The 26,370-nt window shown below is 40.9% G+C and carries 29 protein-coding genes and 2 tRNA genes; 10 read left to right on the top strand and 21 right to left on the bottom strand.

The genetic code is table 11. The annotated features are described in order from the left end of the window. The first annotated feature begins 90 nt into the window (after window positions 1-90). Window positions 91-1,056 (top strand): glutathione synthase, encoded by a 966-nt coding sequence (gene gshB, locus SP60_RS04325; RefSeq protein WP_053951456.1) that lies wholly within the window; start codon window positions 91-93, stop codon window positions 1,054-1,056. On the opposite strand, the gene crcB is transcribed toward gshB, so the two are convergent. Genes crcB through SP60_RS04310 form a run of 3 tightly spaced genes read right to left on the bottom strand, consistent with a single transcriptional unit; the run spans window position 1,049 to window position 3,617 of the window. Next, entirely contained in the window at window positions 1,049-1,441 is a 393-nt protein-coding gene (gene crcB, locus SP60_RS04320) for a fluoride efflux transporter CrcB (protein ID WP_053951455.1), read from the bottom strand. The two genes, gshB and crcB, sit on opposite strands and share 8 nt — an antisense overlap. After that, window positions 1,438-2,679 (bottom strand): replication-associated recombination protein A, encoded by a 1,242-nt coding sequence (locus tag SP60_RS04315; RefSeq protein ID WP_053952218.1) that lies wholly within the window; start codon window positions 2,677-2,679, stop codon window positions 1,438-1,440. Before SP60_RS04315 ends, crcB begins: the two co-directional genes overlap by 4 nt. Beyond that, complete coding sequence (locus SP60_RS04310; RefSeq protein WP_053951454.1) at window positions 2,676-3,617, bottom strand: FAD:protein FMN transferase; 942 nt, start codon at window positions 3,615-3,617, stop codon at window positions 2,676-2,678. The genes SP60_RS04315 and SP60_RS04310 overlap by 4 nt, the downstream gene beginning before the upstream one ends. Before the next feature lie 12 nt (window positions 3,618-3,629). Here SP60_RS04310 and SP60_RS04305 point away from each other — a divergent pair, with 12 nt between their 5' ends. The 5 genes from SP60_RS04305 (at window position 3,630) to SP60_RS04285 (ending at window position 7,472) form a co-directional block, all read left to right on the top strand. Continuing rightward, on the top strand, window positions 3,630-4,823 hold the full coding sequence (locus SP60_RS04305) for a lytic murein transglycosylase (RefSeq protein ID WP_053951453.1): 1,194 nt from the start codon (window positions 3,630-3,632) through the stop codon (window positions 4,821-4,823). Further along, the gene (ruvX, locus tag SP60_RS04300; protein ID WP_053951452.1) at window positions 4,820-5,239 is read left to right on the top strand and encodes a Holliday junction resolvase RuvX; all 420 of its coding nucleotides are present in this window, start codon (window positions 4,820-4,822) and stop codon (window positions 5,237-5,239) included. Before SP60_RS04305 ends, ruvX begins: the two co-directional genes overlap by 4 nt. Beyond that, window positions 5,236-6,198 (top strand): aspartate carbamoyltransferase catalytic subunit, encoded by a 963-nt coding sequence (locus SP60_RS04295; protein WP_053951451.1) that lies wholly within the window; start codon window positions 5,236-5,238, stop codon window positions 6,196-6,198. The genes ruvX and SP60_RS04295 overlap by 4 nt, the downstream gene beginning before the upstream one ends. Further along, window positions 6,195-6,752, top strand: a complete 558-nt coding sequence (locus SP60_RS04290; RefSeq protein WP_053951450.1) for a UPF0149 family protein — start codon at window positions 6,195-6,197, stop codon at window positions 6,750-6,752. Before SP60_RS04295 ends, SP60_RS04290 begins: the two co-directional genes overlap by 4 nt. Before the next feature lie 324 nt (window positions 6,753-7,076). Continuing rightward, window positions 7,077-7,472: a hypothetical protein gene (locus SP60_RS04285; RefSeq protein ID WP_053951449.1), complete on the top strand. Its 396-nt coding sequence runs from the start codon at window positions 7,077-7,079 to the stop codon at window positions 7,470-7,472. A 3-nt stretch (window positions 7,473-7,475) separates the two neighbouring features. Here SP60_RS04285 and SP60_RS04280 read toward each other — a convergent pair whose 3' ends face one another. Next, window positions 7,476-7,721, bottom strand: coding sequence for a hypothetical protein (locus SP60_RS04280; protein WP_053951448.1), 246 nt, complete (start codon window positions 7,719-7,721; stop codon window positions 7,476-7,478). A gap of 408 nt (window positions 7,722-8,129) precedes the next feature. Between SP60_RS04280 and SP60_RS04275 the strand changes: the two genes are divergently transcribed. Continuing rightward, window positions 8,130-8,414, top strand: a complete 285-nt coding sequence (locus SP60_RS04275) for a hypothetical protein (protein ID WP_053951447.1) — start codon at window positions 8,130-8,132, stop codon at window positions 8,412-8,414. 199 nt (window positions 8,415-8,613) lie between these two features. Here SP60_RS04275 and SP60_RS04270 read toward each other — a convergent pair. Beyond that, a tRNA-Phe gene (locus tag SP60_RS04270) sits at window positions 8,614-8,689 on the bottom strand. 46 nt (window positions 8,690-8,735) lie between these two features. Then, the gene (gene trxB, locus SP60_RS04265; protein WP_053951446.1) at window positions 8,736-9,680 is read right to left on the bottom strand and encodes a thioredoxin-disulfide reductase; all 945 of its coding nucleotides are present in this window, start codon (window positions 9,678-9,680) and stop codon (window positions 8,736-8,738) included. An 82-nt stretch (window positions 9,681-9,762) separates the two neighbouring features. Here trxB and SP60_RS04260 point away from each other — a divergent pair, with 82 nt between their 5' ends. Together SP60_RS04260 and SP60_RS04255 are read left to right on the top strand one after the other, a co-directional pair. Beyond that, the gene (locus tag SP60_RS04260) at window positions 9,763-12,039 is read left to right on the top strand and encodes a DNA translocase FtsK (RefSeq protein ID WP_053951445.1); all 2,277 of its coding nucleotides are present in this window, start codon (window positions 9,763-9,765) and stop codon (window positions 12,037-12,039) included. Further along, on the top strand, window positions 12,032-12,613 hold the full coding sequence (locus tag SP60_RS04255) for a LolA family protein (protein WP_053951444.1): 582 nt from the start codon (window positions 12,032-12,034) through the stop codon (window positions 12,611-12,613). The genes SP60_RS04260 and SP60_RS04255 overlap by 8 nt, the downstream gene beginning before the upstream one ends. On the opposite strand, the gene hemN is transcribed toward SP60_RS04255, so the two are convergent. Then, the gene (gene hemN / locus SP60_RS04250) at window positions 12,600-13,961 is read right to left on the bottom strand and encodes an oxygen-independent coproporphyrinogen III oxidase (RefSeq protein WP_053951443.1); all 1,362 of its coding nucleotides are present in this window, start codon (window positions 13,959-13,961) and stop codon (window positions 12,600-12,602) included. The genes SP60_RS04255 and hemN overlap by 14 nt on opposite strands. Window positions 13,962-14,203: 242 nt before the next feature. On the opposite strand from hemN, the gene SP60_RS04245 reads away from it, so the two are divergent. After that, window positions 14,204-14,878, top strand: a complete 675-nt coding sequence (locus tag SP60_RS04245) for a Crp/Fnr family transcriptional regulator (RefSeq protein ID WP_158403327.1) — start codon at window positions 14,204-14,206, stop codon at window positions 14,876-14,878. Between the two features lie 175 nt (window positions 14,879-15,053). On the opposite strand, the gene SP60_RS04240 is transcribed toward SP60_RS04245, so the two are convergent. The 14 genes from SP60_RS04240 to hisF form a co-directional block, all read right to left on the bottom strand. Continuing rightward, window positions 15,054-16,886 carry a nitric oxide reductase activation protein NorD gene (locus tag SP60_RS04240; protein ID WP_053951441.1) on the bottom strand — a complete coding sequence of 611 codons (1,833 nt, stop codon included), beginning with the start codon at window positions 16,884-16,886 and terminating at the stop codon, window positions 15,054-15,056. After that, window positions 16,887-17,279, bottom strand: a complete 393-nt coding sequence (locus SP60_RS04235; protein WP_053951440.1) for a magnetosome magnetite crystal formation protein family — start codon at window positions 17,277-17,279, stop codon at window positions 16,887-16,889. It lies immediately after the preceding gene. Continuing rightward, window positions 17,263-18,057, bottom strand: coding sequence for a CbbQ/NirQ/NorQ/GpvN family protein (locus SP60_RS04230; protein WP_053951439.1), 795 nt, complete (start codon window positions 18,055-18,057; stop codon window positions 17,263-17,265). Before SP60_RS04230 ends, SP60_RS04235 begins: the two co-directional genes overlap by 17 nt. 10 nt (window positions 18,058-18,067) lie before the next feature. Further along, window positions 18,068-18,334: a cytochrome C oxidase subunit IV family protein gene (locus SP60_RS04225; RefSeq protein ID WP_053951438.1), complete on the bottom strand. Its 267-nt coding sequence runs from the start codon at window positions 18,332-18,334 to the stop codon at window positions 18,068-18,070. Further along, window positions 18,334-18,897, bottom strand: coding sequence for a cytochrome c oxidase subunit 3 family protein (locus tag SP60_RS04220; protein WP_053951437.1), 564 nt, complete (start codon window positions 18,895-18,897; stop codon window positions 18,334-18,336). The genes SP60_RS04225 and SP60_RS04220 overlap by 1 nt, the downstream gene beginning before the upstream one ends. A gap of 76 nt (window positions 18,898-18,973) precedes the next feature. Next, window positions 18,974-20,365, bottom strand: a complete 1,392-nt coding sequence (locus tag SP60_RS04215) for a cbb3-type cytochrome c oxidase subunit I (protein WP_053951436.1) — start codon at window positions 20,363-20,365, stop codon at window positions 18,974-18,976. Window positions 20,366-20,376: 11 nt separating this feature from the next. Beyond that, complete coding sequence (locus SP60_RS04210) at window positions 20,377-20,811, bottom strand: c-type cytochrome (RefSeq protein ID WP_053951435.1); 435 nt, start codon at window positions 20,809-20,811, stop codon at window positions 20,377-20,379. Between the two features lie 230 nt (window positions 20,812-21,041). After that, window positions 21,042-21,117, bottom strand: a tRNA-Thr gene (locus SP60_RS04205). Between the two features lie 155 nt (window positions 21,118-21,272). Continuing rightward, window positions 21,273-22,196 carry a cytochrome-c oxidase, cbb3-type subunit III gene (ccoP, locus tag SP60_RS04200; RefSeq protein WP_053951434.1) on the bottom strand — a complete coding sequence of 308 codons (924 nt, stop codon included), beginning with the start codon at window positions 22,194-22,196 and terminating at the stop codon, window positions 21,273-21,275. Window positions 22,197-22,208: 12 nt separating this feature from the next. Further along, a complete protein-coding gene (locus SP60_RS08335; protein WP_144418588.1) occupies window positions 22,209-22,355 on the bottom strand; it encodes a cbb3-type cytochrome c oxidase subunit 3 in 147 nt (48 codons plus the stop codon). Then, window positions 22,355-23,086: a cytochrome-c oxidase, cbb3-type subunit II gene (ccoO, locus tag SP60_RS04195; protein ID WP_053951433.1), complete on the bottom strand. Its 732-nt coding sequence runs from the start codon at window positions 23,084-23,086 to the stop codon at window positions 22,355-22,357. The genes SP60_RS08335 and ccoO overlap by 1 nt, the downstream gene beginning before the upstream one ends. Window positions 23,087-23,099: 13 nt before the next feature. Then, entirely contained in the window at window positions 23,100-24,518 is a 1,419-nt protein-coding gene (ccoN, locus tag SP60_RS04190) for a cytochrome-c oxidase, cbb3-type subunit I (protein WP_053951432.1), read from the bottom strand. A 217-nt stretch (window positions 24,519-24,735) separates the two neighbouring features. Beyond that, a complete protein-coding gene (locus SP60_RS04185; RefSeq protein ID WP_053951073.1) occupies window positions 24,736-25,425 on the bottom strand; it encodes an IS1595 family transposase in 690 nt (229 codons plus the stop codon). 101 nt (window positions 25,426-25,526) lie between these two features. Beyond that, on the bottom strand, window positions 25,527-26,300 hold the full coding sequence (hisF, locus tag SP60_RS04180) for an imidazole glycerol phosphate synthase subunit HisF (RefSeq protein WP_053951431.1): 774 nt from the start codon (window positions 26,298-26,300) through the stop codon (window positions 25,527-25,529). Window positions 26,301-26,370: the final 70 nt, after the last annotated feature.

Raw genomic sequence — 26,370 nt, 5'->3', positions numbered from 1 at the left:
AGCGTAATATTCTACACAATTTATGCTGACTTATCAACGGCTTAAATCAAGCTTAAGTAAACTCGCTGTAGATAACCTATAATAAACGGCATGAAGCCAATTAAACTCGCTGTCTTGATGGATGACATTAAAGACATTAAACCTTATAAAGATTCCTCTTTTGCCATGATGCTCGAAGCGACTAGACGACATTGGGAAATCTACACTTTTGATGCCCCGCAACTATTTGCACAAGACGGAAAAATATGGGCAACTTGCGCCAAAACCCAAGTCTTTGATACTACGACAAATTGGTATAAAAAGGAAGCAGAGATTGCGCTATTACTCGAGAGTTTTGATGTTGTTCTCATGCGCAAAGATCCGCCTTTTGACATGAACTATATTTATGCCACTTACTTTTTAGAGCAAGCGGAAAAAAGTGGCGTACTGGTTGTTAATAAACCCCAATCCTTACGTGATGCTAACGAAAAATTATTTGCACTCAATTTTCCACATTGTCTTGCCGACACCCTGGTCAGCAGCAATCCAGAACAAATCAAAGAATTCATTAAAAAACAAGGTATTAGCGTGGTTAAACCGCTTGACGGCATGGGTGGTAAAGATATTTTTAAACTTGAGCAGGGTGATGACAATATCAATAAAGTGCTTAACTATCTAACTCATCAAGGTAATACGCCCATCATGGCCCAAGAATTCTTGCCAGAAATTGCCCAAGGTGATAAGCGCATTTTACTGATCAACGGCCAACCCATTGATTACGCCTTAGCTCGTATGCCTGCAAAGGGTAGTTTTAAAGGTAATTTAGCAGCTGGTGCAACGGGTGTTGGACAGCCATTAAGTGCCAGAGATCGTTACTTGTGTGAGCAAATTGCGCCCACCCTTAGAGAAAAGGGCTTAATGTTTGTTGGACTTGATGTAATTGGTGACTATATCACCGAAATCAATGTGACTAGCCCGACTTGTATTCGCGAACTAGACGCCCAATTTAACCTAAATATTGCAGCTACTCTATTCGACGTTATCCAAGAAAAGCTTCATTCGCACCTATCTAATTAGGTAAAAAATACCGAGTCAAGATAACGCCAGCGCCTGCTGCTGTTAGCGACAGCAAGACATTTAATAAAATATTAAGTGCTGCCTGGGCATAATGACCCAGACTAATCATCTCAACTGATTCCCAAGATAAAGTCGACATCGTCGTTAAAGATCCGGTTAAGCCAATTAGTAGCATTAATCTATAAACCTCATTTAAGGCGGCTTTTTCGATCACAATGACCACCAAAATACCGGCTAAAAAAGAGCCGATAATATTAGCACTTAGCGTGCCATAAGGAAAAGCAGAGCCCATGGTTGCATTCATAAATTGCGTTAAATAATAACGCATAGTGGCGCCGATAGTAGCGCCCGCGCCAATGGCTAAAACAGTGGGTAATAGGGTCATAATTCTCCTCGTATTTTTCTAAGTTTTTCTGCAATTTTAATCTCTAATCCACGATCAGTTGGCTGATAATAGCTTTGCTCACCCAATGCTTCAGGAAAATACGCCTGGCCTTGGCTAATACCCTCTAGCTCATCATGAGCATAGCGATAATTCTGCCCATAGCCCAGCTCACTCATCAACTCTGTTGGTGCGTTGCATAAGTGTTTTGGCACGGGCAGGTCGCCTGTTTCTTGGGCTTCGGCCATGGCTTGATTGAAAGCCTTATAAACTGCGTTAGACTTCGGTGCAACAGCGCAATAAACCGCTGCTTGCGCAATCGCACGATTACCCTCTTTATCGCCCAGTCGCTCATACACGTTCCAAGCATTTAAAGAAATTTCAAGCGCTCTTGGGTCGGCATTGCCAATATCTTCTGAAGCAATCGCCAATAAACGCCTGGCAATAGTTTTTGGATCACATCCGCCCACCAACATTCTTGCCATCCAATATAGTGCGCCATCCGGAGATGAGCCACGCACCGACTTATGAAAAGCCGATAATTGTTGGTAAAAAATATCACCACCCTTATCAAAAGTAGCTACTTTATCTTGTAAAAATTGCCCAATACTTTGTGCATCTAGTTGGGTTAGTTTCGCTTGCTCAATTTTCTCAACGCTGTTAATCAAACGCCTTGCATCGCCACCACTGCTGGCCACAATTCTTTCTTGTGAAGCCTTATCAAGTGTTAAATTTAGCTGTGTCAAGCAGCGTTGTAATATTTGCATCAATCCTTTCTCATCGAGCGCTTCAAGCACATACACACTCATGCGCGAAAGTAGTGCCCGATTGAGCTCAAAGGATGGATTTTCGGTTGTTGCGCCAATCAAAGTAATTAGGCCAGACTCAATATGTGGCAAAAATGCATCTTGCTGCGCCTTGTTAAATCGGTGTATTTCGTCCACAAACAATACCGTTGACTGGCCAATATTTTGATACTTTTTAGCATTTTCAACAACCGCCCTTAGCTCTTTAACGCCATCTAATACTGCACTCAACTGCACAAAATAACCGTCAACTTGAGCGCATATAATACGTGCCAAGGTGGTTTTGCCAACACCAGACGGCCCCCACAAAATCATTGAATGTAGCTGTTTATTATTAATGGCTTGTTTAAGTGGATGGGTATCCTTTAGTAGGTGATCTTGCGCGCAAAAATCTTGTAAATTCTTAGGTCTAAGCGTTTCTGCAAGTGGTGTCATAATCCAATTTTTATAATATTTTGCGACAAACAAGGATCGCTACATTTGTTTAAAATTAATACTGTCTTAAGGTTGAGTTGTTGTGCCATTTTAATAGCCTTAACACTACCCATCGCCATCATTGCTGTGGCATAAGCATCTGCCAGCATATTACTTGGATGGATAACACTTGCTGAAAATAAGTCGCTCTCAACTGGCAAGCCAGTATGTGGATCTAAAATATGCGCATAACGCCTACCTTGCCAAACAAAATATTGGCGATAATTCCCCGATGTTGCAATCGACTCATCCATTAGATTCACAGCAATAGGTGCTTGCCCTGTGGGCGCCTCAATACCAACTGACCAGCTACCTTGAGCTTTAATTTCACCGCCAATTTCTACCATAAAGCGCTCAATATTCTGGTTTTTCAATAATTTGGCAATTTCATCAACTGCATAGCCTTTAGCGATGGCTGACAAATTCAGCTGGATATTTATCTCCTTTTCAAATTTTGATCCGCTTAAGGTTAAGTGTCGTGCGGATGATTTTGCCAATGCTTGTTCAATCATCGGCTGATTAGGATGACGCTCAACACCATCCACACCAAAACCCCAAAGATCAATTAGCGCGCCCATGGTGGGGCTGAAAAATCCTTCAGTTTGTTCATGCAAGCTAAGCGCTTGTGTCAATACAAAAGCCATTTCATCAGATAATTCTATCGGGTGATTGACAGACTGACGGTTTAATAAAGAGAGCTCAGAATTCTGATTCCAGCTAGAAAAAATTTGGTTAATTTGACTCAAGCGTCGCTCAATAGCCTGCTGATTAAGCGTATTAGTTTGTGCCTTAACAGTGTACGTCGTTCCCATCGTACGGCCTGCCACTTTCTCAGTTTGAACAATAGGCTGGCAGGCACTTAACCCCAAAAAGACAAAGATACTCAGTAGCTTAGGCATTATAATTTTGTTATGTTTAGATTGATTGTTTGTTTATTGTTTTCTTACTCGGTATTTGCCAATGATACCCTAGCGCCAAAACTTGTGCCTGAAGGCCAATCCTTTGAAGAATTTTTGTCGGATATTCGTCAACAGGCAATTACCCGGGGCGTCTCCACAGCGACCCTTAATCAAGCATTTTCAGGCTTAACACCTAATCCAAAAGTGCTTAAACTTGATCAAACCCAGGCAGAATTTAGCCAAAATTTTTGGCGCTACCTAGGCTCCAGAGTTAGTGAATATCGCCTGCATAATGGCACACAAAAACTCAAACTACATCAGCAAATTCTGCAAAATAACTATCAAAAATATGGTGTACCGCCCCATATTATCGTGGCTTTTTGGGGGCTGGAAACCAACTACGGCAACAATACGGGCAGTTTAAGCCTGGTTCGTTCTCTTGCCACACTAAGTTATGATGAGCGTCGTCGCGATTTTTTTACCGAACAGCTGCTCACCTTACTCAGCTTGATTGATGAGCATAAAATCCCAATAAATGCTCAAGGCTCGTGGGCAGGCGCCATGGGAAATGTGCAATTTATGCCCACCAATGTTGCGGCCTATGGCATAGATGCAGATCAAGATGGTGAAATAGGGTTGTGGGATAATACGGCGGATATTTTTGCCAGCGCGGCTAATTTCTTACAAAAAATAGGCTGGAAACGAGGACAGCGCTGGGGCAGGGAAGTCAGCATTCCTTCATCTTTTGATTATCAGTTAGCCACACTAAGTGTTAAAAAAACGGTGAACGAATGGCGCGCCTTGGGTGTAAAAACAGCTGATGGGCAAACCCTGCCCAACTCCAACATGCAGGCTTCATTAATATTACCAATGGGCTACCAAGGGCCGGCCTTTCTAACTTACCAAAATTTCCGTGCAATCCTACGCTGGAATCAATCTATCTTATACGCTTTATCTGTAGGCCATTTATCTGATCGATTAGCAGGTGCTAATCAACTGGTTGCCATACCCATCAAGGAGTCATCTTTAAGTCGTGATGATATTATGCACATACAAACTAAATTAAACCAACTCGGCTTTGACACTGGCGAGCCCGACGGCATATCAGGGCCCAAAACTCGCAACGCTACTCGCGCCTATCAGCGCGCCAATACACTGCCAATCGATGGCTATGTTGGCTATCAACTCCTACAACAGCTCAAATGAAAATCGAAACATATCTAGGCTTTGATGTTGGCACCAAGCGTACAGGTGTTGCTATTGCTAACAGTTTAACCCATCAAGCCAACGGTCTTGATGTAGTGTCGCATCACAAAAATGGTGCAACCAATTGGAAAGGTTTTGATGCAATTATTCAGCAACACACAATCGATTTATTTGTTGTTGGCGTGCCTTATGACCAAGACGGAAAAGAACAAGAAATGACCTTTATCGCCAAATCATTTGGCCGAAAACTGAGTGCACGTTACAACATTGACATGGTTTTTGTGGATGAGTATTTATCATCAAATGAAGCCAAAAAACAACTAAAATATAATCACCATCACAAAAATGCCAGTCGCGGCGAGGTGGACAAGCTCTCAGCAGCGCTAATATTACAAACCTGGTTAGGAGATTCATGAAAAAAGATTTGATTAGCAACCAAGCCCAACTAGACGATTCTGGCAAGTTAATCCATCTTTTAGGTCTGGAAAATTTACCCAAATCTTACTTAGTTGATATTCTCGACAAAGCTGACAATCTTATTGACAGCAAGGGCAATTTAAAAAAATCCAAAGCGCTGGATGATATGTCCGTCGCCAACTTATTTTTCGAGCCATCGACCCGAACTAGAAATACCTTTGAAATCGCCGCTATGCGTAGCAGCGCCAACGTGATTAACGTAGATCTGGCTAACTCTGCTTTAAAGAAAAATGAAGCGTTGATGGATACTATGCATACACTTAAAGCGATGCAAATTGACATGTTTGTTATTCGTCACAAACAATCTGGCTTACCGCACCATGTTGCTCAACACCTAGAAGGCGTGTCCATTCTTAATGCTGGCGATGGCATTAATGCCCATCCAACACAAGCCTTATTGGATATGCTCAGTATTCGTCAGCGCAAGTCAAATTTTGAAGATTTATCGGTTGCTATTGTGGGAGATATTACTCATTCTCGTGTTGCCCATTCAGATATTCAGGCGCTTAAAACACTAGGAACCTCTGATATTCGTCTAATCGCTCCTGAAGGCCTGCAACATGATTCAAGTCGCTGCGAGGCTGTTAGATGCTTTGATAATATTGATGAAGGCCTTAAAGATTGTGATGTAATTATTGTCCTACGTCTACAAAAAGAACGCATGATTGAGGCAGATATTCCCAACGAACAAGAATATTTTGACAATTACGGTCTGACACCTGAACGTCTAGCATTGGCTAAAAAAGATTGTTTGGTTATGCACCCAGGGCCAATCAACCGTGGCGTTGAAATTGACTCTGCGGTTGCTGATTGCCCTCAATCTATCGTCCTACAACAAGTAACTAACGGTATTGCAGTACGCATGGCTGTTATGCAAATATTGGCTCAAAACTCATGAATGATCAACTAGACTACGACGAACTTAAGTCAACCCTACATCATCTCAATACCGATGACACCATCTCTAGTGCGCACGGAATTTTGTGTGGCTTTGCCTGTGTCAGGCCCGAGCTTAACTTAGACGATTGGCTGAATGAGGTTTTGGTAAGCATTGATCTCACCAATCTTAATGAAAAATCAGCGCATGAAGCCTTAGCTCAAATCTTTAATGAAACCCTCTCTCAGCTTAATGATGCAACCCTTGATTTTCAACTACTCATTGCTGATGAGGACGCTCGATTGGGCGAGCAGGCTAATACCTTAATTGAATGGTGCCAAGGTTATTTAGTTGGATTAGGACTGCAAAAGATCTCAACCACAGATGAAGATGCACTTGAAATGATCAAGGATTTTTCTGAAATTTCTCAACTCGATGCCGATTTGATCGATACTGAACAAAATGCGCAAGATTTAAATGAAATCATCGAGTTTGTACGCATGGGAACACTACTAATTCAAGAGACATTACAACCTTCTAAGCAGGACTACATCAGCCCAGAAACACTGCATTAATCGCTTAAATACAGCTACCGTCTGCACTTAAACACTTTAAATTTTAGTAATATAACAATATCATAAAATTATGCTCTAATGATAGTATTGCAAAGCTGTTGCAAGTGTATATCATGGCACGCAAATAAGGGGATAAATCTTGAGGAGGAGGTAGCCGCCTAACTAAACTTGAGGAGAATAAAAAAAACGACTACCTAATAGAAAATCATTAAATATGTATCTCGGGGGAGAGAATAAAATGATCTTCTGTTTATTATTATACCATAATATTATAAATATATAATATAGTTTATGATTATTTTTACAAAAAAGGCCTAACAACTAATGTTAAAAAAGTCAACACGGTTATTCCCTGCTCAAAAAATTGCCACCATTGTCCTCTTATTTTTCACCTTAATCGGTGGCGCCTCGGCCACTAATCATACCACTGAAGTCATTAAGGCAGATGTAATAGGCATTGAGCCAATTTATATGAACTACACCTTGAAAAAAGTAGCAACACCCTGTGATTCTGGCAAACCTAGATGTTGGAATGTAAGCTATCAAAAAGAAGTGGCAAAGGTACTTAAAGGATATCGAGTCAAACTATCCTACAAAAACAACACCTTTACAGCCCGAATGCTCAACGAGCCAACCCAAGATTATCTTAAAATTCGAGTAAAAAGTGATTTGCTAGTTATGCCTAGCACAGTGGCTATTAACGCAGCAGTTGTCTACTAACGCTTAACGCTCTAAGCTTGCTAACTGCGTTGGTACTTTAGGTGCTAGCGCTGGCGTCGCATTGACCACAAAGTCATAACTTTGATTGCCGTAGTTGTAAAACGCTGAGTTTGTCTGGTGTGCTTGTTGGTGTGCTGACTGCTCAAACATGGCTAACGGATTAAACACGCCATAAGGCACTGACACTTCAGCGGCAACGTTGGTTGCAAGTAGTGTTGTCAAGGCAAGAATGTTTAAAATTGTTTTCATAATGTTTGTCTCAGTTAATTAGTATGTCGACACCTTATCTCTTGAGGAGAGAATAATTCTTGGGGGAGAGTGCCGACATGTGAACTATTATATCATGAAATCATAATATGTCAAGTTAATAATATAATGGTTCTATTATATAAATATTTAAAGCACTAAAATTCACCCTATTTAAAATAGAACAGCCACTAATATAGCGCCTCCCAGACAATAAGCTTTGTAACTCATTCTGCTAAAGATCGCCCAATAACCCCTTATTATTGATACCTGTTTTGAGGTCATCTATATAGCGGTATTCCACACTTTTTCAGGTAGGGTTTATTTTGAATCTTGCTCTACAATATAAACATATTATAATATATTGATTTAACAAGGTGCAAACACCTATTTATTAGACTGGAGAATACCATGAACAAATTTAAACTAATCGCATCATTAACTGTACTATTACCAACACTTGCTAGTGCACTAACCACAATCACTGTACATAGAAATGACAACACACAGAGCACTTGCTCCAAGATTTGTCCGACTGTAGAGGGCTGCATTGGCAAGGCAATGGAGTTTGATCGCAATGGTGGTAATAACGGCCGCTATAAGCATATTGTCGTTAAGCACAATGGTAGAGTTATCATGATGAGAGATTACTCATCCGTTAAAAATTTTAATAACGTAGAAGGTTTTTATAAATAATGAAACGCCTATTACTAGTATCAGCCCTATCACTATCAACACTGGTAGGTGCTCATACTCTCACTTTAACATCTTATAAGAATGACCATTCTCTTTCTAGCGGGTCTACAATTTGCAATAGTATTGAACATTGCAAATATTAATCATTAAAGACTCAGACAATAAAAAGCACCAATTAAGGTGCTTAATATTTTAAATATGGTGGCCACACCTAGAATTGAACTAGGGACACAGGGATTTTCAATCCCTTGCTCTACCAACTGAGCTATGTGGCCGTAAAAGTCAGAATTATACCAATAAATCCTGTACGTGAACTAAAAACTATTCGCCTAAAAATCTCTCAGCATCTAAAGCCGCCATACAACCTGAGCCAGCCGAAGTAATTGCTTGACGATAAATATGATCTGCCACATCTCCTGCTGCAAACACGCCCTCAACTGAGGTTTGTGTTGCATTACCTTGCGTGCCACTTTGCACTTGCAGATAGCCGTGATTCATCTCTAAATGCCCCTCAAATATGCCGGTATTTGGCGTATGTCCAATCGCAATAAACACGCCGTGTACGTCAATCTCTTTAGTGTCGCCATCGTTGCTCTTTAGGCGCAATCCAGTAACGCCCATATTGTCACCCAATACTTCGTCTAAATTTTGATTGTACTCAATGGTGATATTGCCTGTTTTTGATTTCTCAATCAGTTGGTCAGATAAAATCTTCTCACTAGAGAATTTCTCACCTCGATGAACAATGGTGACGTGGTCGGCTATATTGGCCAAAAATAATGCCTCCTCAACTGCAGTATTGCCACCACCAACAACAGCAACTTTCTGTCCACGGTAGAAAAATCCGTCACAAGTTGCACAAGCAGATACGCCCTTGCCTTTAAAAGCCTCTTCAGATTCTAAGCCCAAATAACGTGCCGATGCGCCTGTCGCAATAATAACTGAATCTGCTGTATAGGTTGTTGCACCGCCTGTTAGTGTAAATGGACGCTTTGAAAAATCAACTGTCGTAATATAGTCATTAATTATTTCGGTATTAAAGCGCTCAGCATGTTTTCTCATGCGCTCCATTAGCTCAGGGCCTTGGACGCCAGCATCATCACCCGGCCAATTGTCGACTTCGGTGGTTGTCATTAGTTGGCCGCCCTGCTCCATACCACTTACCATAACCGGATTTAAATTAGCGCGTGCTGCGTAAACAGCTGCTGAATAGCCTGCAGGACCAGAGCCTACAATTAATACCTTACAATGTTTATTTTCACTCATTTCTACTTCAATCCTTTATACTTATAACCAGACCAAAATCAGTCTTTTAGATTCAAACATTATAAAGCAAGCGCAAATCCCCTTGAAAAAAAATACCTCAATAAAAGCCAAAAAAAACCGACAAAAGCCACGCACAAAAGCCAGTAGCGAAATATTATTTATTACTTTGGTGGCAATCGGTCTGGTGTATTTTGCAGCACTTTTTACCCACTCTCCCCATGAAAACCCTTGGTCTGGCGATATAGCGCTCGACACCTCAGTCGCTAACTTGGCAGGTATATTTGGCGCTTATTTAAGTGATATCTCCCTATCCATTTTTGGCTTTAGCGCCTACATTATTCCCATCGCACTTACCTGGTTTGGCTGGTGCGTACATAAAACTGCAGAACAGCCCAAATCACCCAAGATGCTTATCGTCATTCGCAATCTTGCGCTGATAATTTTAATTGCTTTTAGCAGTGCCTTTCTAGCTCAAAATTTTACCCATACTGGCGCTTCAGGTGGCTACCTAGGGATTAGCATGCACGACTACTTTGGCCTGCTATTTGGTGGCGCTTCATTGGTTGTTTACTTAGGCATTATGATGGTGAGTTTTAGCATTGTGGCTAGCGCTTCTTGGATTAATATTTTTTCTTCGACTCATAATACTTTAGGTGCTTTTTTGGCCAAAATTCAAACGCAGCGAGCCAAGGCAAAACTCAATAAACCAGAAAAACTTAAAATCACGCCTAAGCCAATAACAAAGCCTAGCGTCGTGGCTAAAGTAAAAAACACTCAATCCAAAAAAATCAAAAAGATCGCCTCTTCAAATCTCTTTAACACTGCGACAGTTGCAGGCTTGCCAAGTTTGGACTTACTCGATGAACCAGCCAATAAGAATAGTGGATTTTCCAAGCAAGTATTGGAAGACATGTCGCGCCAAGTCGAAATAAAGCTCAAAGATTTTGGCTTCGACGTGACCATTACCACGGTCACTCCAGGACCGGTCGTTACCCAATTTGAACTCTCCTTAGCACCCGGTGTTAAGGTTTCACAAATCATGAATCTCAATAAAGATTTGGCACGTGCTTTATTGGTTGAAAGTGTGCGTATTGTGGATGTTATTCCTGGCAAACCGGTTATTGGCCTGGAAATTCCCAATGAAGTGCGAGAGATGATCAGCCTGAAAGAAGTGCTCGCTTCTGAAGCATTTGCCAACTCTAGCTCAACACTTTCCATGGGACTAGGCAAGGACATTAACGGCAACCCTATTGTTGCAAATCTGGCAAAAATGCCACATTTGTTAGTGGCAGGTGCCACAGGCATGGGTAAATCAGTTGGCTTAAACGCCATGATTTTAAGCGTACTTTACAAGGCTAAGCCGGACGAGGTTCGTATTATTATGATCGACCCTAAAATTGTTGAGTTGGCTATTTATGCAGATATACCACACCTATTAACACCTGTTGTGACCGACATGAATGAAGCAGCTTCAGCGCTTTGGTGGTGTGTTAATGAGATGGAGCGTCGTTATTCGTTGCTGGCAAAGTTTGGTGTTCGCAATATCGATGGTTTTAATGAAAAACTCAAAAAAGCCAAAGAGCAAGGCACACCATTACTAGACCCAAGCTTCAATAAAAATACCGCTGAAGAGGGTGAAGTGGCGCCAGAATTAGAAGCACTCCCACTCATCATGCTAGTGATTGATGAATACGCCGACATGCTAGGCGCTTTGGCTCAAGAGGATCGTGCCAAAGCCAAGCGCGTTGAGGCATTGATTGTGCGCCTAGCTCAAAAAGCACGAGCTGCTGGCATTCATATTATCATCGCCACACAGCGTCCAAGTGTTGATGTGATTACCGGTTTGATTAAATCCAACGTGCCAACTCGCATTGCCTTCAAGGTTTCTAGCAAGGTTGATTCTCGCACTATCCTTGATCAGGGCGGTGCTGAACAATTACTCGGTATGGGTGACATGCTTTATATGAGCCCTGGTATGGCACACCTGACTCGCGTACACGGCGCCTTTGTTGATGATGATGAAATTTTACGCGTGGTTAATTTCTTAAAGGAAAATTCAGAAACTAACTATCTTGATGGTATTTTAAACGCCCATAGCGAATCACAAGATTCGCATGAAAGCACGGGCACCACCTCAAGCTCTGGTGGGGAAATGGATCCATTGTATGATGAGGCAGTGCAAATCGTTACTTCATCACGCAGAGCCTCTATTTCCAGCTTACAACGCCGTATGCGTATTGGCTACAACCGTGCAGCGCGTATTATCGAAGACATGGAATCAGCTGGTGTTGTAAGCACCATGAATAGTGCAGGCAACCGCCAAGTATTGGCGCCAGAACCAATCAGTACCGATGGCTAATTTTCTAGGCGCACTGGCCTTATGCTTCTGTAGTATCGCTATGGCTAATAATGAATTCGAGGCGTTTTTTAGTTCGCTCGAAACGCTGAGTGCTGACTTTACACAGCAAACTTATAACGATGCTAATACGCCTATTAGTAAGACTTCTGGCTATCTACGCTTTGAGCGGCCTGCGTCTTTTATTTGGCAAACCAACTCACCCATTGAACAAACTTTATTACTACATAATCAAGAATTATGGCTGGTCGATACTGAGCTGGAGCAGGCCAGTCAGCGAGCTATTAGCGAGTTAAAGGGCACACCTTTATATTGGCTTATTAATCGCCCTGAACAGCTTAAAAATTTGCCAAAATACACCCACAGCAAACTCGGCGTTAATTGGTACCAAACTCAGCAAAGCAACCAACTTAGCTTCGGGTTTCGCAACAACTCACTACATGCGCTGCGCCTAACAAACACCTTAGGGCAAAACATTCAAGTGGTTTTTAGCGAGATGATACTCAACCCTAATCTAGAAAAAAACACCTTTGCATTGGACTTAACCAACGATTTTGATATTATTAGATCGTTTTAGAAAACTGGGTTTTACTACTAGTTAGGTAGGCATCAAATACCATGCAGATATTACGAATCAACAACTTGCCTTTTTCCATCACCTTAATTGAATGCCCGGTCAGCTCAATAAGACCATCATCATGCATCTCGCGTAAGCCTTCTAAAGAATCAGTAAAGTAGTCGTTAAAATTAATATTAAAGGCTGTTTCAATTTTGGCAAAATCCAGCTCAAAATGGCAAATCAAATCCATAATAACGGCGCGTCTAATTTTGTCGTCAGCCTGGATCATCTGACCCTTAATAACGGGTAAATCCCCCGACTCGATTCTTGCATAATACTGCTCTAGATTTTTCTCATTCTGAGAAAAGCTATCACCAACCTGGCCAATAGAGCTTAATCCTAGGCCGACAATATCACAATCAGCATGCGTGGAATAACCCTGAAAATTCCGATACAAGTGCCCTTGCTGCTGAGCAATGGCCAGAGGGTCTTCTGGCAAAGCAAAATGATCCATGCCAATATAAACATAGCCTTGATCCAGTAAAAAATCCATCGAATATTGAAAAATAGCCAGCTTTTCATCCGCATTTGGCAACTCTAGAACATCAATACGTCGCTGCGGCTTAAATAACTCCGGCAAGTGTGCATAATTAAACAAAGATATTCGATCAGGTTTCAACTCGTTAATCTGATTAAGTGTGGTTTTAAAACTTTCAACAGACTGCTTTGGCAAGCCGTAAATCAAATCAACACTAATTGACTGAAAACCGTTATCGCGAGCCAGATCAATCACAGAGCGCGTTTGCTCAAAACTCTGAATACGATTAACCGCTTTTTGCACGTCTGCATTAAAATCTTGTACACCTAGACTAATACGATTAAAACGTGCCTTTGCCAAGGCTTTAATCGTGTCTTCATCAACCCCTCTCGGGTCAATTTCAATCGAATATTCGCCGTGTTTTGAAAAATTAAAAACACTTTGAAGCTTTTCACTAAGACGTACAATTTGTTGGTTTGATAAAAAAGTAGGCGTACCACCACCAAAATGCATTTGCTCTACTTGACGCTTAGAATCAAACAGGGCGCCTTGCCTATCAATCTCTTTAAATAAGGCGTCTAAATAAGGCTCGGCTTTGCTTTTATCTTTGGTAACAACCTTGTTACAGCCACAATAAAAACACACAGTATTGCAAAATGGAATATGGCAATATAACGAAATCGGCCCTTGGCGTTCGTTACTCAACTTCACTTGATTTTGATAATCGTTTTGAGTAAATGCTGAGAAATTATTCGCCGTTGGGTAAGAGGTATACCTCGGTCCAGAGCGATCATATTTTTTAATCAGTGCCAAATCAAATAAACTCATGTTACTCTGCTCATAAAAAATCCCTGAGACATTCAACAGGGACTTGTTTTAATAGGGTGGGGCCAATTGTTCGATCAACCCCGGGGGAGAGGATTTAATTGTATCAATAATCAATAATAAACCCTTGATCTAAATCAATAAATAATAAATAATTTGAACCATATCTCCACTTCTCTGCTACAATTCCACCCATGATTCCTACTAAAAAACATCTCGAACGTTATCATAGCTATCTTCTCAGGTTGCCCATTTTCAACAACCTAACTAAAGAAGAATTACAGCCGCTATTTGACACTTTACAAATTAAACAATTTCATAAAAGTGAAATTGTCACTTTTAATGCCAAAGAGCATGCTAGGGTGTATATTAATTTTGAGGGCCTATTTAAACTCACCAAAATTGATGAGCGTGGCGATGAAATCGTGCTAAAAATAGTCGATAAAAAAGATGTCGTCTCGCCTATGCATTTCTCTCCACATTATGACGTAGCAGCAGATTTTGTAAAAAATACAACCCTGTTTTACTTTACCCAAGAAGCAATTGCCAAAATGATGGCCAGCCATCATCAGTTCTCGCTCAATATTGTTCAATTTTTAGCCGATAGCGTACAAAGTCTCATGCTTAGTGCAGAGGTCTTAAAACTTAAAACAGCCAAGGAAAAAGTTGGCTGGTACTTGGTGCACTCTAAGGTTAACGCCACTTTTGAGTTGCCATATCCCAAATCTCTAACTGCTGCTTATTTGGGCATGCAACCAGAATCATTCTCTAGAGCACTATCTGAACTAAAAAAAGAAGGCGTCTTCTTAGACAACAAAAAAATCAGACTGGATAATGGTGACGAACTATGCACTTATTGCGATCCGGTAACAGGCTCGAATTGTGCCTTTTTTAAAACCAGTGAATGCGCCCATCACTAAGCGTATTGTAAAAATTTCAGAAATAATCCAAATCAGCCTCTAATCTAACAATAATAGGGGTTTTGACACCAAAACAGGCCTTAAAAACCTTGTTTATTCGTTAAAAACGACGTTTTCTGGCTTTTCTTCTTATACTTATAAAAAATTCAGATTTTTTGATTTTAGACGGGTAAATTTAAAGTGTTAATCGCGCATAGAGCATTGGCAGCGTTTTTGGCAAGTCAGTTACCTTTCTAACCAGTGCATAGCCATTAGTGCCAAATAAATTAGGTAAATAGTCATTACCCTTTTCGTCAATTGTTACACAAAAAACTTTAAGCCCCATAGCTCGAGCAGACAAAATAGCTTGCTTAGTATCTTCAATGCCGTAGCGCCCTTCATACATGTCTAAATCATTAGGCTTGCCATCCGTTAAGATAAGTAGCAATTGCTGAGTAGCAACCTGTTCTTTTAAAAGATTGGCGGCATGACGAATGCCAGCGCCCATGCGCGTGTAATAGCCTGGCTTAATCTGTGCAATTCGTGATCGAATTTTGCCGCTGTATTTTTCATCAAAAGTTTTGAGTGTGTGAATACGAATAGGATTGGTCTTTCTAGAAGAAAACCCAACCATACCAAATCGGTCGCCTGTGGCGTTTAAACTTTCAGCAAACAAATATAAGCTATCTTGAATCACGTCAATCACGCGCGAGTCATTATTTACCCAAGTGTCCGTGGATAAGGATAAATCGGCCAACAACAAACAAGACAAATCTCTAGCGCCACTGCTCAGCTCTTTATACAGGTTTGACTTTCCATCATGTTGTCCAGCCATCAAATCTGACTTAAATTTCAAATAAGCATCCAAGTCTACTTCTTGGCCATCGCTTTGTGCGTAATGCCAAGTACGTGCTGGTGTAATAGCTTGAAATTGGTTACGTAACTTTTTAGCAGTAGCCTTTAAATGGTCTGGCAGGCTTGTGTCTTGCTGTTGGGTCGACACCATACTCACTACTTGGCACTTGTCTTGAATTAGGGTTTGTTTTTTCCAATCCCATTCTGGCAACAAAACACCCTCTTCCAGCACTTCATCATCCATGGCCTCTGAAGGCAAATCAAGATCAAATTTCATTTGTACTTTAGAGGCGCGCTGATTTCTGGCAATGGCCAGCCCATCTAAATCTTTAGCAACATCTTTGGCATTTTCAGGATCTTCATCATCATCGGTGGACCTATCCATATTGGCAAACTCACCCCAAGTAAACAGGTTTTCCATGCGCACGGTAATCAAGCCTCGAACCTCATCTGGGCTATCAACACGCTTAGCTTGTTTCTTGCCAATATCGGTGGCGTCTTTTTGCTTATCTGTTCTTTGGTTGTCGCTGTCTTTTAAGTTTTCTTGATCACCTTTTTGAAGCGCATTAGGTGGATTTGGATGCAGCCAAAGTGTGACTGGCCTAGGCATGTATTTGCTTTTTGGCAATGCAACAACACTGCCAGAATGATTAAGCGCTTGCAGGATAATACTCTCTGTTTTTTGTTCGTCTTTGGATATCTTGTCTAGCTCTGGGCGCTGCTCTAAATGTGCAGTTAATAGTCTTTGGTATAGATTTTTTAGGCCTGGAAACGCCGCTAATGCACACTGAGTACGCAATTGATTGTCAATAATCCAGCTATCGGATTGTTTAGAAATTGAGGCGAGTGCCGCCAACCAAAGATATAAATCTTTATTAAGCGCTTTGGTTGGGAAATAATCAATCACCTTAGGAAGGCGCAGTGAGTTTTCATCTATCCAAGCAAACTCGTATTTCTCACTACTACGAGCAATACGTTTTAAAAAACTACGCTCTGAGGTGTATTCACTTTCATCTGTTTGTGCCACGCTGAGCGAGCCATCTCCACCCAAGGCGCGAAAGAAAATGCCAATGGTTTTTTTAATATTAACCAGCTCAACTTCAGCATCCGGATAATTTTTATCCGCTAGACGCGTAATAAAATTATGCCAAATTTCACCAACTCGCTCTTCCATTTAATTATCCTTAGGCAAAGGCAAGCCAATGATTGGATAACGCCATGATTGCGATGACATGGCCTTTGCTAATCCCAGGGCGCCAAATACCACTAGCGTTGAGTGCGCCAAAGTGAAATACAAAATAATCCACATCCATATATAAGAGCTAGAAAATCCGCCAAACACTAATAGTAGAGCAATAACTAGAACAATAAGTGCGCCGCCAATTAGACTGGTAAAAAAAGTTTGCTGCAAGTGTGATCTAACCAAAGTAGATGGATGCGCTTTATGTTGGCGATAAAACCAAGCCAAGATCAAAAAAGCAATACCTGGCAATAGCAATAAGTTAAGCAAATACAGCACCTCAAAGCGAATCGCTAAAGCGGTGCTTTTATTATCCGAGTGTGGCATTAACAACTTCCATTAAAGCGTCGATGGTTTCTTGGTCATCAGTTAGTGGCTCAACCAACGCTGCTCTGCAAGCGTCCAATATTGGCATACCGCTGGCAATTAAGGTAGCCGTATAGATCAACAGTCGAGTAGAGGCAGCCTCTTCAAGATCATGATCCTTAAGTGCGCGCATAGAAGTAGCCAAGCCAACCAGTTTTTCTGCCGTGGCTTTGTCAAGATCAGTTTCTGCCAAGAGTACAAAAATCTCTGTTTGCACATCTGGAAAATCAAAACTCATAGCAACAAAACGCTGTCTTGTACTGGGTTTCATGCCTTTGAGCAAGTTTTGATAGCCTGGATTGTAAGAGGTAACCAGCATGAACTCTTCAGGCGCACTGAGTGTCTCACCGGTGCGCTCAATTGGCAAGATACGCCTGTCATCTGTTAAGGGGTGCAGTACAACCGTTGTGTCTTTGCGCGCTTCAACCACTTCATCCAAATAGCAAATTGCACCTTCTCTCACTGCTTTTGTTAATGGGCCATCACACCAATAAGTACCTTTGTCGTTAATTAAGTGTCTGCCCACTAAATCAGCCGCTGTCAAGTCATCATGACAAGCAACTGTATAAAGTGGTCGATCTAGCTTGGCGGCCATGTGGCGAATAAATCGAGTTTTTCCGCAACCTGTTGGGCCCTTGATCAACAATGGCAGTTGATTGTTATAAGCGTGTTCAAACAGCTCTACTTCATTACCTTGCGGCTTGTAAAAAGGAATTTTGTCTTGTTTTTGTTTATTCATAATATTTTCTCTATGCCGTAAATGCTAGGTAAATAACAATACCCAACAGTATAAGCCAAATTAAAATCATCCAGCGCCAAAGACCGCTAGCGTGTTTTAGTTGCATAAAATGCTCGCTAATTAGCGCGCCCTTAAAAAGAGCAATAGCAAACACACCTAAGGATATGTTAACGCCAGACAGCCCCATTTTGCCAACCTGATAAGTCACCAAGGTTAGCACTATCAATAGCAAAAAAACTACTGTCTCTACGATTGTTGATTGTTTTTTTATCTTCATCACATTACATAAACCAAAGGAAATAAGATTAGCCAAACTAAATCAACCATATGCCAATAACTAGCGCCCGTTTCCACACTGGAATTCTCTTTAGAAGAGTACACGCCTTGGTTCATATTGCGCGCCAATACACCTAAAATAACCAGCCCTAGAACCACATGCAAATAATGAAAAAATGCCAATGATAAATAAAACATGTAGAACGTATTGGTGCTTAAGGTAATGTCATTATCAATATGATGAGCAAACTCATCAGTCTTGATAACAATAAAAACCAAACCCATAACAACCGCTAACAACATCCATCGATAGGCGTTTTTTTGCTCATCTGCCTTGATGGCTATAACTGACCTAATAACAAAATAACTGCTGCTCAATAGCGCTATCGTATTGTATAGCGCTGCTGTTGTATCTAGATTTTGCTGATACAACTCAAACAGTTCAATATTATCAATACGGGTTATTGCATAGGCTGCAAAAAATAAACCAAACACTAGTAGCTCAGCCATAATAAACAGCCAAATGATAATCTCACCGGGCGGATATCTTGTTACTTTAGTCATTGTCGTTTACTTATATTCATTCAAAAAAAAGGCCGTCTGAGGTTAAACAGACGGCCCCTTATCCTAATTAAAAAGTTTATTTAGGCATTTCTGCTTCAGGCTGGTCTCTACCAACAAAGAAGCTTGCTACATAAACAATCAAGCCAATTAAGAATATGATGCCTGCGCCTTCACGCATCCAGTAGAAGATCTCAATCTTATCCTGAACCACCATAAATGGTAGTGACGCATCTCCATTCATTCTTTGTAAATAAACCTGCAAAATGCCGGCAGCAGTTAAGAACAAAGTAACAAACACCATAGAGATGGTCATTAACCAGAAGGACCACATCTCTACTACTTGGGCCTTCATGCTATTAGCAACCTTACGGCCATTAAGCATCGGCATAGCGTATGAAATAATTGCTAATACAATCATCACGTATGCACCGTAAAAAGCCATGTGTCCGTGTGCTGCGGTAATTTGAGAACCATGTGTATAGTAATTCACAAATGATAGTGTGTGCATAAAGCCCCAAACACCCGCGCCCAAGAATGCCATTACTGAACAACCCAATGCCCATAATACAGCGGCTTGATTAGGATGCTGGCGACGACGTTTGTTCACCATGTTGAAGGCAAAAATAGTCATCATAAAGAATGGAATAGGCTCCATAGCTGAGAAGATTGAACCCCACCACTGCCAGTAACCTGGTGTACCGATCCAGAAGAAATGATGTCCTGTACCGATTAAACCCGTAATGAGTGCCATGGCAATAATGACATACAACCATTTCTCGATTACTTCACGGTCGACACCCGTTGTCTTAATAAGCACGTAAGCCAACAATGAACCCAAGATAAGCTCCCAAACACCTTCAACCCATAGATGAACAACAAACCACCAAAATAGTTTATCAAGTACGATGTTGTCAGGGTTGTAAAAAGCAAACAGGAAGAATGCCGCCAGACCAACTAATCCAATCATTAGCACCAGGTTAATAACTGTCTTTCTACCCTTAAGAATCGTCATACCAATGTTGTATAAGAAAGCTAAAGCAACAACTACAATACCAATTTTAATAATGGTGGGCTGTTCTAGGAACTCACGTCCCATTGTTGGCAATAGATCGTTCATGGTAATCTCAGCAAGGGTTGCGTAAGGCACCAATAGGTACCCTAATATAGTTACAACACCCGCTGCCAAGAAAATCCAAAACATCACTTTAGCCAATAACGGGCTGTGCAGTTCTGTTTCAGCTTCGTCAGGCACCATATAGTATGCGGCACCCATAAAGCCAAATAGTAGCCAGACAATCAGAAGATTAGTATGCACCATACGTGCGACATTAAAAGGGATTTCTGGGAATAGAAAATCACCGACGACATATTGCATGCCCATAATAACGCCAAACAAAATCTGCCCTACGAACAGTGCAATTGCGGCAATAAAGTATGGCTTTGCAACCATTTGAGAAGTATATTTCATATCAATTCCTCTTATCCTTGAATGTTAGGCGGCCAATTTTGATTGTTGATCTCTGAAACGTATTTCAAAAACTCTGCAACTGCATCAAGCTCGTCATCTGTTAAGTTAAATTGTGGCATGCTACGTCTTCCTGGTATGCCGTTTTTTGGCCTGAACTTAATAAAGGCAATAATCGCTTCTTTACTATTTCCCATGCGCTTATAAACATTACCAAGCTCTGGCGCAAAGTACGCGCCTTCACCCATTAACGTGTGACAACCAATACAGTTATTATTCTCCCAAACATGCTTTCCTTTAGCGACCTGCTCAGTTAAATTTTCTCTGTTGTCTGTTTGCGGCAAAGACTTCACCGTGTCAAACGTCAACACCAAAAGTAACAAGAAAAAGAACATTGACCCGCCATAAAAAATATTTCGAGCCATGGACTTTGTAAATCCCTGTGACATACAACCCTCCTTTTATTAATCAAAAATAAACAATGGATAATAACCATGAATGATTTGTGGTTATTACCCGAGTTTCGTTGTCAAGTTTATAGAGGTTTGTATATAAAAAAATTGATGCAGATCAAGCAATTAGAATTATTGTTGTCAAACAACTCTAATTGCCCAATTTAGAGTCAATAATTAAGATTTAAAACGAAAAAACCCATAGTTTTAACTATGGGTTTTAGATATGGTGCCGAAGACCGGACTCGAACTGGTGACCTACTGATTACAAATCAGTTGCACTACCAACTGTGCTACTTCGGCAATAACGCAAATTATACCAATAAGTTATTGCTATTATTAAAAAATAACTCGGTATTTTGTATATTTTTAATGGCAAAAAAAAATACCTCAGTTAAGAGATATTTTCTACAACAATCCCACCCGTCTTTTCCTTGAAAAATCTAGGTGGTTTATTGCTATTTAGCTGCTGCTTTAAGCGCTGGAACGGGTGTACCGCCGCCTAGCTGATGTACATAAACAGCAAGCTTTTTAAGCTGCACTGCATCGATCACGCTAGAGTGGCCAAATGCTGGCATTATCGCATCTTGTGTCTGTGCATCATTCCCTTGGTTAACACCATGAAGAATGGTGCGAACCACTGAAGCGTGCTGATCCTCTGCTTTAAAACGGTAAATACTATCGCTTAAGTTAGCTGAGCCTAACATCTGATTACCGCCCATTGTTGGACCATGACAACCAATACAACCTTTACTCAAGTAAAGTGCCTTTGAAGCAGGATTTGGCTTGCCTTGAGCGCCTTTGCCTGTCTCAATTAAAAAGGTTGCCAATTCATCCGCTTGTGCATCGGTAATACCAAGCATACGCGCTGGCATATTACCTTTTCGACCATTAGCAATTGTTTGTTCAATCTTAGCTAGTGACCCGCCATATAGCCAGTCATCATCCGCTAAAATTGGGAATCCAGCATTACCTTGACCACCTGCACCATGACAAGCGGCACAGTTATCACCAAATAATGTTTTTGCAGTTTTGACAGCGTAAGTTCTTAGTTCATCGTCACGCACAATATCTTCTAGCGAAGAGTCTGCAATCGCCTTTTCAGTGGCTGCAAATCTTTTTTCACGATATGCTTCAAGCTCTGCCACACTCTCATTCATTTCTGTAATTTGAGTCCATCCTGCAGCGCCCTTATAATGATCGCCAAACCATGGAATACTTGGATAGTAGAATGAATAAACAACAACAGCTACAATGCCAATCATCATAGCTTGCATGTACCATCTTGGTGGACGATTATTTAACTCTCTTAAATCTTGCTCTTCATCCCAAAAGTGTCCTGTGTTGTTCTCACCTGGGTACGGGTTTTCATGTTTGCTCATTATTTTCTCCTCTTAACGTTCGTCATCATCATTGACGAAATTTCGTAAGTCTTCAAATTGCTGCTTATTTTTTGGTCTAAAAGAATAAAAATAAGCGCTTGCTAATAAAATAAATACTACTACTGCTGTAACAGCGCCAATTTTATCAACTAAAGTCATTATTCGCGGTAGGTAACGCCATCTTCAAATTTAATCATCGCGCCTAATGACTGCAAGTATGCAACCATAGCATCCATTTCAGTTTTGCCTGAAACCGCTTGTACTGCGCTTGCAATGTCAGCTTCTGTATAAGGAACACCTACCTTTGACAATCCTTTCATATGCGTGGCAATTTCCTCGCCATCAACCATTGCATCATCCAAGAACTTATACTTAGGCATAACCGACTCTGGCACTAAAGCCTGAGGATGGCGCAAATGAAGAATATGCCACTCGTCTGAGTATTTAGCACCTAAGCGCGCCAAATCAGGACCTGTTCTTTTAGAGCCCCATTGGAATGGGTGATCATACTTAGACTCTACCGCTAATGAGAAATGACCATAACGCTCTTTCTCATCTCTAAATGGACGAATCATTTGTGAATGACATAAGAAACAACCTTCGCGCTGATAAATATCACGGCCTGCAACCTCTAACGGGGTATTAGGACGTACACCATCACCTGGCTTCCAGTCTTCTAAAGATTGACCTTCAGCTCTTTGCCATAAAAGGCTCTGCGTACTGCCATCTGCCAAGGTAACTTCATCTTTAACTGCTTCTGGATTAGTAAACAAGGGCACGATTTGCACAATGCCTGCTAATGAAACTGCTAGAGCCATAAACAGGTACATAGCAAAAATGTTCTTTTCAAACTTTACTTGTAAACTTTCTTTTCCGTTATGATTTGACATGATCTATCTCCTCTTATGCGTTAGCTGTTTGCACAGAATTCGACTGGCGAATTGTGCTAACAATATTGATTAACATGATAACTGCACCGGTAAAGATTAATACACCGCCTGATGCTCTCATGACATAGTATGGGTGCATCGCAGAAACAGACTCCGCAAATGTGTACGCTAGCGTTCCGTACTCATCATAAGCTCTCCACATCAAGCCTTGCATGATGCCCGATACCCACATTGCAACAATGTATGTAACCGTGCCAATCGTATGAATCCAAAAGTGCGTTGCTAATAGTTTTTGATTCAGTCTAACGTTATACATTTTTTCGATCATGTGGTATAGCGCACCTGCCGCTACCATGATGTTCCAACCTAAAGCACCCGAATGCACATGACCAATAGTCCAGTCCGTATAGTGCGATAAAGCATTTACGTTTTTAGCCGCCATCACTGGCCCTTCGAAAGTAGACATCGCATAGAAAGCTAATGACATAATTAAAAAACGTAGAATGTAGTCTTCACGTAAACGATCCCATGCACCTGAAAGGGTCAAGATTCCGTTTAATGCACCACCCCATGATGGAATGATCATTGCCAATGAAATGGTTGCACCTAATGAACCGGCCCAATCTGGCAAGGCTGTGTATTGTAAATGGTGAGCACCTAGCCACACATAACCGAACATTAACGCCCAAAAGTGAATTACTGATAAACGGTACGAGTAAATTGGACGTTCTGCTTGCTTAGGCACAAAGTAGTACATAATGCCTAAGAAGCCAGCTGTTAAGAAGAAGCCAACGGCGTTATGACCCCACCACCATTGGATCATAGCGTCTTGTACGCCAGAGAAAATTGAATAAGATTTAAACCAATCTACTGGGATTGATAAGTTGTTAACAACATGTAAGTAGGTGACCATCACCATCATGCCCATAAAGAACCAGTTGGCAACATAGACGTGTGGCACTTTATTGCGGTCACGAATATGGATAGTCATAATGAAATTGTATAAGTAAGACGCCCATGATAGTGTAATTAAAATATCAATTGGCCATTCAAGCTCGGCGTACTCTTTAGATTGTGTTAAGCCTAGAGGTAATGTTACCACTGCCAGTACGATAACTGTATTCCAAGACCAGAACGTAAACCAAGCCATTTTGTTTGACCAAAGGCGAACCTGGTTGGTTCTTTGTACGATGTAAAAGGCTGTAGCCATCAATGCTGAGCCACCAAAGGCGAAAATTACCGCGTTAGTGTGTAGTGGTCTTAGACGGCCAAACTGGAAATATGGTAGGTCAGTGCCTAAATCATTAAGATATGGAAATGCCAACTCAGAAGCGATGTATACACCTAATAATGTACCTACCACTAAATAAACAGTCGACATAATCGTAAACCATTTAACGACACCTAAATCATACTTTTCTGTTAAATTCATGAACAGTCCTCTTTTTGAATTAATACTCTTGTTTTTTACAAGCCATAAAGAATCACAATGCAATTCTACATTTGCCGCTATGATACCGTTAATTATACGATTGTTTCTTGATATAAATCAATTTTTTGAATTTAAATGAATGGTAAGCGCCTCTATTTGCCGCCTAAAAACAGCTCAACGTTTAAAGAGCAATCTTAGAGCGATAATAAATAAAGGGTCATGACAACTTAAGCGACTCTTTTCTAAACATTCCAAGCAAAACTTTATAAATATTTTGCTTGCGATTATTAAATCTAAATTCGCATTCTTTTAAGTGTAAATTAAACATACTTTTATCCATTCCTTTAAACTTTACCAATCTATTTTTAGCATAACCCCAGAATGATTCAATTCCATTAATATGTGAATTACCTCTGGCAAATTCACTCTTACTATGATGCACTCTAAAGTGCTTCTTATAACCAAAATCTACAAGCCCATTATACCCGCGCCATCCATCTGAATGAATAACGCTATCAATACTAGTCTTACCCTTGATAATCCTTTGCAGGGTGGCGCTACTACAGTCTGGAACTATTTCAGTGTACACTTGATCGCCACGTTTCAACAAACCAAATACTATTGTTTTACCCCTGGCACCACGGCCGCGTTTTCCGCGGACGCGCCGTGCGCCAAAATAACTTTCGTCAACTTCAATCTGACCCACTAAAGGATCAGATTGAAGCAAAGATAACTCTAAAATTCTAAGTCTAATAGCAGTTAAATATTTGTTAATTGTTTGCCTGCTTAAACTTGTTAAATGAGAGATTTGAGTTGCACTCAAATCCTCAGAAAACAACAAAATTATTTGCCTAAATTTGGCCTCTGAAATACGTGAACGAATCACATACTTGTTTTTTACTTTCATGACGGTACTTTAACAGGTTTTTAAACATGCTTAAGTTGTCATGACCCAAATTTAATTAATAATATACTTGGATTATTAATTAAAAGTAGCTTTAAATTTTTTTAAAGTCGGACTTCTATTCCGTTTGCCTGCATGGCTAGTTTTGCTTGCTTTACTGTATATTCGCCAAAATGGAAAATACTAGCCGCCAAAACCGCATCAGCACCACCTTTTACCACGCCTTCAGATAGGTGCTCTAAATTACCCACGCCACCTGAGGCGATAACAGGTACGCTCACTGCCTCTGATACCGCTTTGGTAAGCTCAAGATCAAAACCTGTTTTAACGCCGTCACAATCCATAGAAGTGAGTAGCACTTCTCCCGCACCGTGCTCGCCTTCTGTCATTTTTATCGCCCACTCTACCACGTCAATGCCAGTCGGCTTGCGACCGCCATGGGTAAAAATTTCCCATTTATCAGGTGTGTTTGATACTTTTTTCGCATCAATGGCGATCACAATGCACTGTGAACCAAACTGCTGGCCCAACTCGTGAATCAGCTCTGGATTAAAAATAGCTGCTGAATTAACAGCCACTTTATCAGCACCCGCATTTAACATGACGCGAACATCTTCTGCTTTTCGAATGCCGCCACCCACGGTTAGTGGAATAAAGACTTGCTCGGCAATACTTTCAACCATATGAATGGTGGTGTCACGACCTTCGTGTGACGCGGTAATATCTAAAAAAGTAATCTCATCTGCACCTTGTTCGTCATAGCCTTTAGCCACTTCAACAGGATCTCCAGCATCCTTAATATCAACAAATTGCACGCCTTTAACCACACGGCCATCACGCACATCTAAACAAGGAATAATTCTTTTTGCTAAACTCATGGAGTAGATTTTACCTCCCAAAGTTTGTTATGTGGCCAATTATGACTCTATAGGTATAATTCTCAATTAT

Origin of the sequence: Candidatus Thioglobus autotrophicus (assembly GCF_001293165.1) — a bacterium.
Taxonomy (GTDB): Bacteria; Pseudomonadota; Gammaproteobacteria; order PS1; family Pseudothioglobaceae; genus Thioglobus_A; species Thioglobus_A autotrophicus.
This window is presented reverse-complemented; position numbering and strand designations above follow the sequence as displayed.

Excerpts from the sequence above, each read along its gene's own strand:
- ruvX (WP_053951452.1), top strand. The coding sequence starts at position 4,820 with ATGAAAATCGAAACATATCTAGGCTTTGATGTTGGCACCAAGCGTACA.
- SP60_RS04280 (WP_053951448.1), bottom strand. The coding sequence starts at position 7,721 with ATGAAAACAATTTTAAACATTCTTGCCTTGACAACACTACTTGCAACC.
- SP60_RS04230 (WP_053951439.1), bottom strand. The coding sequence starts at position 18,057 with ATGAATAAACAAAAACAAGACAAAATTCCTTTTTACAAGCCGCAAGGT.
- SP60_RS04255 (WP_053951444.1), top strand. The coding sequence starts at position 12,032 with ATGGCTAATTTTCTAGGCGCACTGGCCTTATGCTTCTGTAGTATCGCT.
- trxB (WP_053951446.1), bottom strand. The coding sequence starts at position 9,680 with ATGAGTGAAAATAAACATTGTAAGGTATTAATTGTAGGCTCTGGTCCT.
- SP60_RS04295 (WP_053951451.1), top strand. The coding sequence starts at position 5,236 with ATGAAAAAAGATTTGATTAGCAACCAAGCCCAACTAGACGATTCTGGC.
- SP60_RS04305 (WP_053951453.1), top strand. The coding sequence starts at position 3,630 with ATGTTTAGATTGATTGTTTGTTTATTGTTTTCTTACTCGGTATTTGCC.
- SP60_RS04240 (WP_053951441.1), bottom strand. The coding sequence starts at position 16,886 with ATGGAAGAGCGAGTTGGTGAAATTTGGCATAATTTTATTACGCGTCTA.
- SP60_RS04275 (WP_053951447.1), top strand. The coding sequence starts at position 8,130 with ATGAACAAATTTAAACTAATCGCATCATTAACTGTACTATTACCAACA.
- hisF (WP_053951431.1), bottom strand. The coding sequence starts at position 26,300 with ATGAGTTTAGCAAAAAGAATTATTCCTTGTTTAGATGTGCGTGATGGC.
- SP60_RS04315 (WP_053952218.1), bottom strand. The coding sequence starts at position 2,679 with ATGACACCACTTGCAGAAACGCTTAGACCTAAGAATTTACAAGATTTT.
- SP60_RS08335 (WP_144418588.1), bottom strand. The coding sequence starts at position 22,355 with ATGACTTTAGTTGATAAAATTGGCGCTGTTACAGCAGTAGTAGTATTT.
- SP60_RS04290 (WP_053951450.1), top strand. The coding sequence starts at position 6,195 with ATGAATGATCAACTAGACTACGACGAACTTAAGTCAACCCTACATCAT.
- SP60_RS04225 (WP_053951438.1), bottom strand. The coding sequence starts at position 18,334 with ATGAAGATAAAAAAACAATCAACAATCGTAGAGACAGTAGTTTTTTTG.
- SP60_RS04285 (WP_053951449.1), top strand. The coding sequence starts at position 7,077 with ATGTTAAAAAAGTCAACACGGTTATTCCCTGCTCAAAAAATTGCCACC.
- SP60_RS04220 (WP_053951437.1), bottom strand. The coding sequence starts at position 18,897 with ATGACTAAAGTAACAAGATATCCGCCCGGTGAGATTATCATTTGGCTG.
- crcB (WP_053951455.1), bottom strand. The coding sequence starts at position 1,441 with ATGACCCTATTACCCACTGTTTTAGCCATTGGCGCGGGCGCTACTATC.
- SP60_RS04210 (WP_053951435.1), bottom strand. The coding sequence starts at position 20,811 with ATGTCACAGGGATTTACAAAGTCCATGGCTCGAAATATTTTTTATGGC.
- SP60_RS04185 (WP_053951073.1), bottom strand. The coding sequence starts at position 25,425 with ATGAAAGTAAAAAACAAGTATGTGATTCGTTCACGTATTTCAGAGGCC.
- SP60_RS04215 (WP_053951436.1), bottom strand. The coding sequence starts at position 20,365 with ATGAAATATACTTCTCAAATGGTTGCAAAGCCATACTTTATTGCCGCA.
- ccoP (WP_053951434.1), bottom strand. The coding sequence starts at position 22,196 with ATGAGCAAACATGAAAACCCGTACCCAGGTGAGAACAACACAGGACAC.
- hemN (WP_053951443.1), bottom strand. The coding sequence starts at position 13,961 with ATGAGTTTATTTGATTTGGCACTGATTAAAAAATATGATCGCTCTGGA.
- SP60_RS04235 (WP_053951440.1), bottom strand. The coding sequence starts at position 17,279 with ATGCCACACTCGGATAATAAAAGCACCGCTTTAGCGATTCGCTTTGAG.
- ccoO (WP_053951433.1), bottom strand. The coding sequence starts at position 23,086 with ATGTCAAATCATAACGGAAAAGAAAGTTTACAAGTAAAGTTTGAAAAG.
- ccoN (WP_053951432.1), bottom strand. The coding sequence starts at position 24,518 with ATGAATTTAACAGAAAAGTATGATTTAGGTGTCGTTAAATGGTTTACG.
- SP60_RS04310 (WP_053951454.1), bottom strand. The coding sequence starts at position 3,617 with ATGCCTAAGCTACTGAGTATCTTTGTCTTTTTGGGGTTAAGTGCCTGC.
- gshB (WP_053951456.1), top strand. The coding sequence starts at position 91 with ATGAAGCCAATTAAACTCGCTGTCTTGATGGATGACATTAAAGACATT.